We start from the raw sequence: 10,867 nt of genomic DNA, 5'->3' as shown, positions 1-10,867 counted from the left end.
AACACCAGACCCGCAACCAACACCAGACCCGCAACCAACACCAGACCCGCAACCAACACCAGACCCGCAACCAGACCCACAACAACCAACACCAGATCCACAACCAACACCAGACCCACAACCAACACCAGATCCACAACCAGACCCACAACAACCAACACCAGACCCGCAACCAACACCAGATCCACAACCAGACCCACAACAACCAACACCAGATCCACAACCAACACCAGATCCACAACCAGACCCACAACAACCAACACCAGATCCACAACCAACACCAGATCCACAACCAGACCCACAACCAGACCCACAACAACCAACACCAGATCCACAACCAACACCAGACCCACAACCTGCTCCCTAAGCTAACGCTTGTACTGATTACTACATCAACCGCTGCTGTAAACAGTAAAATTCAAGCTTGCAGCTGACACTAAAGCATCTAGTAGCGCTAAATTAAAGCAAGAGCGGGACTGACGCAGAATTTCTGGATATAAATTATGTTTCAATAATGATGTCCCCTGTAGAAATCCCGAAATAACTAGTTGCAAAAGAGACATAAAATCTATGACTTTTGATTACGACCTGTTTGTAATTGGTGCTGGTTCTGGAGGCTTAGCAGCTTCTAAACGAGCAGCGAGCTACGGGGCAAAGGTGGCGATCGCAGAATATGATTTGGTTGGTGGTACTTGTGTAATTCGCGGTTGCGTTCCCAAAAAACTCATGGTTTATGGCTCTCATTTTCCTGCACTGCTTGATGATGCCAAGGGCTATGGCTGGAAAACCAGTAATCTAGAATTGAACTGGGAACATTTCATTACATCTATAGATAAGGAAGTGCGACGACTTTCACAATTACACATCAGCTTTTTAGAAAAAGCTGGAGTTGAACTAATTCCCAATCGCGCTACTTTGATAGATCCTCACACCATAGAAGTTGATGGACACAAAGTGACAGCAGACAAAATTTTAATTGCTGTTGGTGGGCGTCCCGTCAAACCAGATTTGCCAGGCATGGAATATGGCATTACCTCTAACGAAATGTTTCATCTCCAAAAACAACCGAAACATATCGCTATTATTGGCGCTGGTTATATTGGCATAGAATTTGCCTGTATCATGCGCGGTTTAGGTTCTGAGGTGACACAGATTACTAGAGGTGAAAAAATCTTAAAAGGGTTTGATGAAGATATCCGTACAGAAATTGAAACGGGTATGACAAACAACGGCATCCGATTAATTAACAATAATGTAGTGAAAACAGTTGAACGCGTGCCGGAAGGTGTGAAAATCACCCTATCAGAGTCAGAGCAAAAACCAGTAATTGCCGATGTGTTTTTAGTAGCAACTGGTCGAACTCCCAACATCGATGGACTAGGTTTAGAAAACGCAGGGGTTGATGTCGTTGCTAGTTCTATGGAAGGGCCAGGATACAAAGCCACAAATGCGATCGCTGTCAATCAATATAGTCAAACTAGCCAACCAAATATCTTCGCCATAGGCGATGTTACTGATCGCTTAAATTTAACTCCTGTAGCAATTGGTGAAGGCCGCGCCTTCGCTGATAGCGAATTTGGCAATAATCACCGAGAATTTAGTCACCAGAATGTACCAACAGCTGTCTTTTCTACCCCTGAAGCCGCTACAGTAGGCTTGACAGAAGCAGAAGCCAGGGAAAAATTCGGTGACGCAGTGAAAATTTACCACAGTCGTTTCCGCCCCATGTACTACAGTTTAACTGGCAAGCAAGAGAAAACAATGATGAAGTTGCTTGTAGATGCCAACACTGATAAAGTACTAGGCGCTCACATGGTAGGTGACAATGCAGCTGAGATCATCCAAGGTGTAGCGATCGCTGTCAAAATGGGCGCAACCAAAAAAGACTTTGACGCCACCGTTGGTATTCACCCCACAGCCGCAGAAGAATTCGTCACCATGCGATAAGTCAGTGGTTATTGGTTATTGCACAACCAACATCACAAAAACCTCATGCCCACCCAGTACATCTACCTTCACGGCTTTGCCTCCAGCCCCAAATCTGCCAAAGCAAGGGATATAAGCGATCGCTTTACCCAAATACAGACTCAACTACAAATTCCCGACTTGAATGCTGGTGATTTTTCTCATCTGACAATTACTCGCCAGCTAACTCAAGTAGCCGCAGAATTTAGTCATGATTCTGTGCCAGTTACACTCATAGGTTCTAGTTTAGGTGGGTTGATTTCTGCTCACTTGGGACAGCAACATTTACAATTACAACGTCTAGTCTTGCTAGCACCTGCCTTTGGGTTTTTATCTCATTGGCTACCCAAGCTAGGAGATGAAGAAGTGCAGCGTTGGCAACGAGAAAAATATCTCATGGTTTACCACTACGGGGAAGGGCGATCGCTACCCTTAAGTTACGATTTCGTTACAGACGCTGCCCAGTATCGAGAAGAAATGTTACAGCGTCCGATTCCTACCTTGATTTTGCATGGGAAAAAAGATGAAGTTATCCCCATTGAAGCAAGTCGCGACTTTGCGCGATCGCGTCCTTGGGTGGAGTTAGTGGAACTCGATAGTGATCACGCTTTAGGTAACGTAATGGCAGAAATTTGGCAGGCAATTTGTTTTTTCTGTCAGTTACCTTAAAGCTGTAAAATATAAGACCTCATACTATTAATGTCATTTGTTAATTGTCCTTTGTCTTTTTAATGACCAATAACCCTACGGGTGACGCTCCTACCTCGCTCTAAGCGAAGCTATGCCGTAGGCTTGACGCAAGCGTTGCGAAGATGGGGAAAACCACGCCACTCCCACGCCCACGGGGGTGGCTCCCCAAGACCGCACTAGCTCACCAATGACCAATGACCAAATTAATTACGAATTACGTTAGCGAAGCGATAGCGAAGCGGTAGCGAGTCCTCGAGCGTCAGCGTTAGCGAGGTACGAGCGTCAGCGTAAAGCCTGCGGCATAGCTTCGCTTAGAGCGACACAGGAGCGTCGCGTCATTACGAATTACGAATTACGAATTATTTAATATGCTTCCCTTTATCCGCTCAGATTTAGTCCAACTCAACGCTTACAAACCTCACCCCAGTAGTGATACAGCCGAACCAGTTGCAACGCAGTTGGATCGGCTGGATACGAATGAAAGCCCTTATGATTTGCCGCCTGAGTTAAAACAAAAGCTGGCGTGGACGTATCAGCAAGTTATTGAAACAAATCGTTATCCTGATGGTGGACATGAGATACTCAAGAATGCGATCGCCCAATACGTCAATGAATCAGCTGGACTTTCACCCCCTTTATTCACTGCTGTTAACATTTCTGTTGGTAATGGTTCAGATGAATTAATTCGTTCTTTATTAATTGCCACCTGTCTAGGAGGCGAAGGCAGTATTCTAGTTGCCAATCCCACTTTTTCAATGTACGGGATTACAGCACAAACTCTAGGCATTCCCGTTGTGGTGGTAGCTAGAAATGAAGCCGATTTTGAGATTGACTTACAAGCTGCACAGTCCGCCATAGAAAAAACTCAAAATCCTCCCATTCGGGTAGTTTTTGTAGTGCATCCTAACTCCCCAACAGCTAATAGCCTAACTGCAACAGAATTAACCTGGTTAAGAGGCTTAAGTGAGCAAGTTTTAGTAGTCATTGACGAGGCTTACTTTGAATTTAGCCAAACTTCCTTAGTTGCTGAACTAGCACAACACCCTAACTGGTTGATACTACGCACTTTTTCTAAAGCTTTTCGTTTAGCATCTGTTCGCGTTGGCTATTGCGTCGGTCATCGAGATGCGATCGCCATCCTCGAAAAAGTTCGTTTACCATATAATCTATCCAGTTTTTCTCTAGCAGCCGCCTCAGTTGCTTTGCAAAATCGCTCACTGTTGCTAGAATCAGTCCCCCAAACTATAAGTGAACGAGCCAAACTCATCGCCGCTTTATCTAGACACTCAACATTACAAATTACAGAAAGCGCAGCTAACTTTATCTTTGTGCGTCTCAAACCTAATAATTCTGACTCACAAGACATCGGTTTAAACAGTCTCTACCATGAACTGAGCAAGCAAGGTACTCTTGTACGCCAAATTAGCAAAGGATTGCGAATTACTGTAGGAACGATTGAAGAAAATTCCCGTACAATCAACCGAGTACAAGCTATTTTGACAAAGCCTACAAATTAGTAATTAAACCTGCCATTCACATCGCTGCCTAAACGCCGTACTGCACCTACCGTTTGTGGTAGTACACCCACCAAAAGCGCAAAGGCAACATCCGGTAAATAAGCCACTGTTTCTGGTGGAAAGTATTGTTCAAATTGGTCGAGAATCTTCTGAACTCGCTGCTGAGGTACTGAGTTTTCTGTAATCTGCTTGATTAACCTAATCCATTGTCGTCTGATTAGATAAGCCTTTTGGCGTTCCTCATTAGATTCGGGAGTTAATAAAGATAGATTACCTATGGGTAATGCCCTTTGACAGTCCCAATCATAATCTCCTCCTACGGCAGCCCCAGGCCCAGCAAACTCTGCGTGGTAACGTTTAAAAAGTATTAATCCATTCCGCCTACGACTATTAACAATGAAAACTTTTCCAGAGTGTAAAAGCGTAAGAATATCCGAGCCTTGCGATTGCTCAGTTCCATCTGACATGACAAGATGATCAAGGAAACTGGCTTCAGGGGAATAAGTTGATACCATAGTAATCTGATAGCGCCGATGCTTTTCGCTATCCATGTTTTCTTAAACTTTTAATTAAATGTGGTAGTAGTATGCACTTCAAAACGGAACTAACTGTTACCTAAAATTAAGTTTTCGCTTTTTCTTATTATTAAGATTTTTTGGTCAGTCTCACAAAGCTAGGAATAAGTAGGTGTTGTTCAGTAATTGATTAATTATATTTTATGAGATTTAACTAAATTTGTCTTCTGCTAATAGGCTCTTTTGTTAAAGTTTTTATAAAGATAAATATCTTAATTACAAAGTTATTATGAGGAATTTGCAATTTAATAATCGTATCTTTACGGATGCTTCCATTATAGTTCATTTTTTAGATATTAAAATACTGAGCATTAGTAAATTCAAAAAATTTAAAATACTATTTTTTGCTCTGAATAATAAATATTAGTTTTCAAAAAAATATTATTTTTTTATTAACATAAATCATTCTGTCCGTCAAAGATTTGCAGCAAAATATTATGATTATGAGGAGAAAACCCGGAAAGTTTCAGCATAAAACTCTTGGGTAATTTTCCATCTTTGATTTCTGTTTTATATAACGATTTAGTGATTTATATTTATATAAATTTTTGTAAAATTTTTAGGTAATAGAGTTAGGTATCAGCAATACTAAATAACCAACAAAAAATGCGTCATTTCATCATGTAAAAATCTCAAATACTAAACACTTCAAAGGTATCTTACTCAAATAATCTCAAGTACATCGAGAAAATATAAATACTCACACGTGATCGCTAATTTTTGACAGACTTAGATCAGATTTTAATTATCTGTCAGTGTTTAAGCGCTTGTGTAATAATATTTGACGCGATCGCCCTACGAGAAATGGATTCCAACTCGCTTCAATTTTATGTACTCGATATCCCAAGCGAAAATAAAGCTGCCTTGCTTGGTAATTACTTTCTAAAACATGGAGATATAAGTCTTGAAATCCCCACTCGCGGGAAACTTTTTCACAACTGATCAGTAACCCTGAGGCTACTCCATGCCTGCGGTATTTTGGCTGAACAGCTAAATTAGACAGGTAAAGAAAACTCCTACCACATTGAGTCCATGCATCGCTGAAGCGCACCCCTGCTTCTACAGTTCCCATTAAGTTATGAGCCTTATTCGCAGTAGCGTCTACGGCAACCAAACAAACGTGATGAGGCGCAGGTGATAGCAGTCGATGCCTTAAATCTTCGTAAATACCCAAACGTAATATGGGAAAAGCCCATCCCCATAGCCCCTTTTGGGAGTGAAAACTTTCAGCAATGATTTGAGCAACATCAGTTAAATCATCAGGCGTAGCCGCACGAATTTGGAATTGGCTAGAAGCTGGCTTAGTAGTGCCTGTGACTGTTTGTTGATAGTATGGGTGAAAAAACCAGGATGTCAAGGCTAGTTTAGTATTGATATTATTTAACGAAAATCTTCTTCAATATCCTAAAACATCATCCGACTAGGATGAAAACTTCAAATTTGCCAAATGATTAGATAATGTGGCAATAATAATTTTTCAACTGCTGCTACAGTAAAAATACTCAGTGATTGTTCTGATTGCTAAATTGGAAACAGGTATTTGTCTAATAGTATACTTTGCTTTTAAATCCTTATTGTTGTCACGTCCCTGACTCTACCATGACTACCATAAATAAAATTTACCTGCAAGTGTTAGTGCAACTGCTGCAAGGGGAAAAATTAGTATGCAGCTTTAACTGGATTTTTCAGCCAGCTTTGAGCGCTTTATGTAATATCAGATACTTCTCACCGGAGGTGAGACAAAATTTGGCAAGCAAGCATCAACTCTGTAACAATAAAACAAACTATGCAATTAATTCCGCTGCATCAGAGCGAATGGCGATCAGTATAAATTATTGAGTGAGACGAACTACTGTGAGTAAACGCTTCTACACTCAGCAGTCATGTAACCAAACAGCCTTAATGGTCGAAATGCTCTGCTCTTACCTGATCAGATTATTCTTTATCCAACTGCCGTTGCAGCAGGAAAGCGGCGCATGAAATCCCAAGCAAACAGTAAACCTAAAATTTTGGTTGTTGATGACGAGTTAGACAACCTTGACCTGCTTTATCGCACTTTCTATCGCGATTATAAAGTGCTAAGGGCATCCTCCGGGCCTGCGGCACTCGATCTGCTCGCCCAAGAAGGAGAAGTCGCAGTAATTATCTCCGATCAGCGGATGCCGATGATGAGCGGTACGGAATTTTTGAGTTTAACAGCAACTCAATATCCAGACATTATCCGTATTATCCTCACAGGGTACACCGATGTCGAAGACTTGGTGGAAGCAATCAATGCTGGTAAGGTATTCAAATATGTTACTAAACCGTGGGAAGCAGAGGAACTCAAGGCAGTAGTACGCCAAGCTCTGGATACTCATAATGTTCTCAAAGCTCGCACTCGCGAATTAACTCGCACACTGCGTCAGGAATCGCTGTTAAACACTGTTACGAATACGATTCGCAGTGCTTTAGACTATCGGCAAATTTTGCAAGCGATCGTAGATACAGTAGGTCATATGCTGGAGGTGGATGTTTGTTTATTACGTCCCTTCCAAGATGAGCAATTGGTAGATGAAAGATTCATTTATCAGAAAGTTTTTTTAGAGGAAACAGGGGAGAGTGTAAATTTAAATTCCTCTCTGTCTTTTCTCGCTCAGACAGTGTGGGAAACTCGTGAAGTACAAATAATTCATAATGTTGCTGGTGATGAACGGATTCAGGGTGATACGCCCGAACTGTACCAACGTAATATAGCGTTTGCAACTGCTAATATTTGCTCAAGTTTAGTTGTGCCATTGATTTGTCAACAGGAACTGATGGCAATGTTGGCACTGCACCAATGCTCAGAGCCTCGTTTTTGGGGTGATGAGGAGGTACAGTTGGTGTTGATGGTAGCGGATCAGGCAGCTTTGGCTTTATCCCAAGCCTATGCTTATGAACAGGTACGTGCCCTTGCTAAGCGAGAAGTCTTAATTAATACGATTACTAGCGCAATTCGCTCTAGCCTAGATCCTCAAGATATTTTTGCAGCGATTACCCAACAATTGGGACAGGCTTTACAAGTTGATGGATGTGTTTTGTCTTTGTGGACAGAAGAAGATGAGTTTGTTCAGTGTGTAGGCTTGTATGATAATTCTCCAAATGAAAATACTAGCGATCAAAGTTCAACTCAGCAATTACCCAATTCTCAAGCCACAATTAAGGAGAATCTGATTCTGCAAGAAATCTTGCGGACACAGGAACCTGTAGTAATTACTGATAGCAAATATTCTTTTTTAGAAATTCAAGGTTTTGATTTGCCATCGAAAATGCCAGCACGATCGCTCATGATTGTGCCATTATTGGCTGATGGAAAATGTATTGGTAGTATTACTCTACGTGAAGGTAATAAAGTACGCCAGTGGTTATCATCTGATATTGAACTGGCTAAATCAGTAGCAGCACAAGCAGCGATCGCAGTACAGCAATCACATTTATACCAAAAAACTCGCCAACAAGCAGAACGCTTACTGGAATTAGACAGGCAAAAAACAGAGTTTTTCCAAAATATTTCGCATGAATTCCGTACTCCCATCACCTTGATTCAAGGGCCTTTAGAGTCGGCGGTGGCAGCTGGTGAAGGATTATCTTACTCTCAAAGTGCGATCGCTTTACGTAACTCTCGCCGTCTTCTGAGATTAGTCAATCAACTGTTGGATTTGCAACGCCTTGATGCTGGGAGGATGCAGCCTAGTTTCCGCCCCTGTGATTTAGTTGAATTTGTTAACCAAATTGTTGAGTCGTTTCGCCCTTATTGTGAAAAAAAAGAACTGCATCTGATCACTCAGTTGGATGAATGTCCCACGGTTTACTTAGATGTCGAAAAGTTTGACAAGATAATTTACAACCTGCTGTCTAATGCCATGAAGTTTACTCCTGAAGGGGGTACAGTCAGCGTTAAGTTAAAATCTCAAGAAAATCATTGCGTACTGCAAGTACAAGACACTGGTATTGGCATAGTTAAAGAACAAATTCCCCACTTATTTGAACGCTTCCGCCAAGCTGAAGGTTCAGAAAACCGTTCCTATGAAGGCAGTGGCTTGGGTTTGGCTTTAGTAAAAGAATTGGTAGAACTGCACGGCGGTAGAGTCACTGTAGAATCAGTTTATGGACAAGGTACTACTTTTACCGTATGGTTGCTTCCTGATGCTGCTCATTTGCCCATACAACAAGTGCTAGAGACTCCTTGTGAACTAAATACCAGCCGCGCTAGTGTAGAGTTGGCCGATTTAGAGTTGGTAGAAGAAGAAACTACCAAAGAAAAACACATACAAGATGATAACATTCACTCTCCAGCAACTTTACCTCACTCCTTTATCTTGGTTGTAGACGATAACCCAGATCTGCGAGCTTACGTATCTGACATACTCCGCCGCGATGGGTATCAAGTACAAACGGCTCGTAATGGTCATGAAGGATATAGTATAGCTAAGGAAGTTGCACCTAGCTTGATAGTCACTGACTTGATGATGCCCTTAGTAACTGGAATAGAAATGATTCAGATGATCCGCAAAGAGGAGAATCTCAAAGGAATACCAATCATTTTACTAACAGCGAAAGTTGATGAGGAAACCCGCATCGAAGGGACAGAGCATGGCGCGGATGCTTATTTAGCCAAACCATTCAATGATCGCGAACTTCTAGCGGAAGTTCGGAATCTTCTAGCTTTGAAAGCAAATGAACGGCGAGTTTTAGAGTTAAATACTTATTTAACAGAATCTGTACTTAAGCGCTTTTTACCACCTGTATTGGTACAAAAAGCCGCAGCCGGAACTTTATCGCTAGATTTACGTCCAGAACCACGCTTGATTACAGTTTTATTTAGTGACATTGTCGGTTTTACCCAGCTAGCCAATACTCTGAGATCTCGCAGAGTCGCAGAGTTGCTTAATGAATATTTAGAAGCTATGACCAAAGTTGTGTTTGACAATGGCGGTACTGTAGATAAATTTATGGGAGATGCTATCTTAGCTTTATACGGAGCGCCAGAAGAACTGACCCCAAACGAACAGGTGCGTCGAGCTATTAATACAGCTAAAGCAATGCACCGTTCGCTTGCTGTGTTAAACCAGCGTTGGCGAGAGCAAGGTATTTTCGACAGTGACAGACTCACGGGGGTACAATTTCGTTGTGGTATCCACCAAGGTACAGCTGTTGTAGGAATGTTTGGCAGTGCGGAACGTGCTGATTATACTGCCATTGGCCCAAGTGTAAATATTGCTGCTAGGTTACAATCTGCGGCTGTTCCTGGTACCATTCTGGTTTCTGCGGCTGTGGCTGATTATTTGCAGGAAGATGAAATTATCAAAGGTAGTCCGTTAGAACTTAAAGGAGTAGATGAAACAGTTTTGACTTTTGCTGTGACGCCAGAATTAATCGCTAAAATTTAAACTGGGTTGATTAGTGTCAATAAATTAGTTAAAGTGTTTGATTTTAGACACTTAATTTTCCTTAAGATGTATTATTTTAAGAACAAACCCATAGAATAAATATATATTTTTTGCCTCATACAGAGTCACAGAGAAAGAGACCAGATTTAAGATTTTTGCCATAAGTATAATGAGGTAATGTATTGGAAAGTTCTTAGTTCACAACTTTTTGAGTGTGTCTTAATTACGAATTAACAATTACGTTAGCGTCATTGGTAGCGTTAGCGCAGCGTTAGCGAGGTACGAGCGTCCGAAGGAGCGTCATTACGAATTAATATGACACCACCGATCGCAGACAAAACTCCAATTCCAGCTAAAATCTGGAGGCGACACACTGATCCACCAGGTTTGTGGGTTGCTGTAATCATGGGTTCGATTTCTCTGCATTTGCTGGTGTTCTGGCTAATGCGCTCATCTGGGTTTAGCCTGAGACAGCAGCAAAATGATGAAGCCACGATTCCAATAGAAATTGTAGAAATTCCTGCTCAAACTCAGCCAAGAGCAAAACCAGTTCCTTCTAAACCGCTATCTACAACTCAAAAGCCACAAGTAACAGCAAAAGCTACCTTTGAGCCTGAAGATAGAAGTGCTATAGATTTTACCAAAAGACAACAGGCGATCGCCGAACAGCGTCAACGCGAACTCACTGAACAACGTCAACGCGAACTCA

General features: G+C 41.7%; 8 protein-coding genes and 1 pseudogene. 7 read left to right on the top strand and 2 right to left on the bottom strand.

Translation table 11 applies throughout. The features are described from left to right. From AC5JMF_RS02345 to AC5JMF_RS02330, 4 genes are all read left to right on the top strand, one after another. A partial coding sequence (locus AC5JMF_RS02345; protein WP_495794116.1) for a hypothetical protein occupies positions 1–367 on the top strand: 367 nt, incomplete at its 5' end. A gap of 203 nt (positions 368–570) precedes the next feature. After that, entirely contained in the window at positions 571–1,947 is a 1,377-nt protein-coding gene (gene gor, locus AC5JMF_RS02340) for a glutathione-disulfide reductase (protein ID WP_495794115.1), read from the top strand. Positions 1,948–1,992: 45 nt separating this feature from the next. Beyond that, positions 1,993–2,634, top strand: a complete 642-nt coding sequence (locus AC5JMF_RS02335) for a YqiA/YcfP family alpha/beta fold hydrolase (protein ID WP_495794114.1) — start codon at positions 1,993–1,995, stop codon at positions 2,632–2,634. Positions 2,635–3,023: 389 nt separating this feature from the next. Beyond that, a complete protein-coding gene (locus AC5JMF_RS02330; protein WP_495794113.1) occupies positions 3,024–4,172 on the top strand; it encodes a histidinol-phosphate transaminase in 1,149 nt (382 codons plus the stop codon). Here the strand turns inward: AC5JMF_RS02330 and AC5JMF_RS02325 are convergent. Together AC5JMF_RS02325 and AC5JMF_RS02320 are read right to left on the bottom strand one after the other, a co-directional pair. Beyond that, positions 4,169–4,723 (bottom strand): hypothetical protein, encoded by a 555-nt coding sequence (locus AC5JMF_RS02325; RefSeq protein ID WP_495794112.1) that lies wholly within the window; start codon positions 4,721–4,723, stop codon positions 4,169–4,171. The genes AC5JMF_RS02330 and AC5JMF_RS02325 overlap by 4 nt on opposite strands. A 769-nt stretch (positions 4,724–5,492) precedes the next feature. Beyond that, entirely contained in the window at positions 5,493–6,104 is a 612-nt protein-coding gene (locus AC5JMF_RS02320; protein ID WP_495794111.1) for a GNAT family N-acetyltransferase, read from the bottom strand. 242 nt (positions 6,105–6,346) lie between these two features. Here AC5JMF_RS02320 and AC5JMF_RS02315 point away from each other — a divergent pair, with 242 nt between their 5' ends. The 3 genes and pseudogenes from AC5JMF_RS02315 to AC5JMF_RS02305 all read left to right on the top strand — a co-directional run. Continuing rightward, on the top strand, positions 6,347–6,586 hold the full coding sequence (locus tag AC5JMF_RS02315; protein WP_495794110.1) for a hypothetical protein: 240 nt from the start codon (positions 6,347–6,349) through the stop codon (positions 6,584–6,586). 137 nt (positions 6,587–6,723) lie between these two features. Beyond that, positions 6,724–10,158 carry a response regulator gene (locus AC5JMF_RS02310; RefSeq protein ID WP_495794109.1) on the top strand — a complete coding sequence of 1,145 codons (3,435 nt, stop codon included), beginning with the start codon at positions 6,724–6,726 and terminating at the stop codon, positions 10,156–10,158. A gap of 315 nt (positions 10,159–10,473) precedes the next feature. Further along, positions 10,474–10,867: pseudogene (locus AC5JMF_RS02305) on the top strand (hypothetical protein); the annotation flags it as partial.

The organism is Desmonostoc vinosum (assembly GCF_059505385.1).
The sequence above is the reverse complement of the archived record's forward strand: the minus strand, read 5'-3'. Positions and strand labels throughout refer to the sequence as shown.

What these genes read in the sequence shown, in the direction of transcription:
- gor (WP_495794115.1), top strand. Translation starts at nt 571, where the DNA reads ATGACTTTTGATTACGACCTGTTTGTAATTGGTGCTGGTTCTGGAGGC.
- AC5JMF_RS02335 (WP_495794114.1), top strand. Translation starts at nt 1,993, where the DNA reads ATGCCCACCCAGTACATCTACCTTCACGGCTTTGCCTCCAGCCCCAAA.
- AC5JMF_RS02330 (WP_495794113.1), top strand. Translation starts at nt 3,024, where the DNA reads ATGCTTCCCTTTATCCGCTCAGATTTAGTCCAACTCAACGCTTACAAA.
- AC5JMF_RS02325 (WP_495794112.1), bottom strand. Translation starts at nt 4,723, where the DNA reads ATGGATAGCGAAAAGCATCGGCGCTATCAGATTACTATGGTATCAACT.
- AC5JMF_RS02315 (WP_495794110.1), top strand. Translation starts at nt 6,347, where the DNA reads ATGACTACCATAAATAAAATTTACCTGCAAGTGTTAGTGCAACTGCTG.
- AC5JMF_RS02310 (WP_495794109.1), top strand. Translation starts at nt 6,724, where the DNA reads ATGAAATCCCAAGCAAACAGTAAACCTAAAATTTTGGTTGTTGATGAC.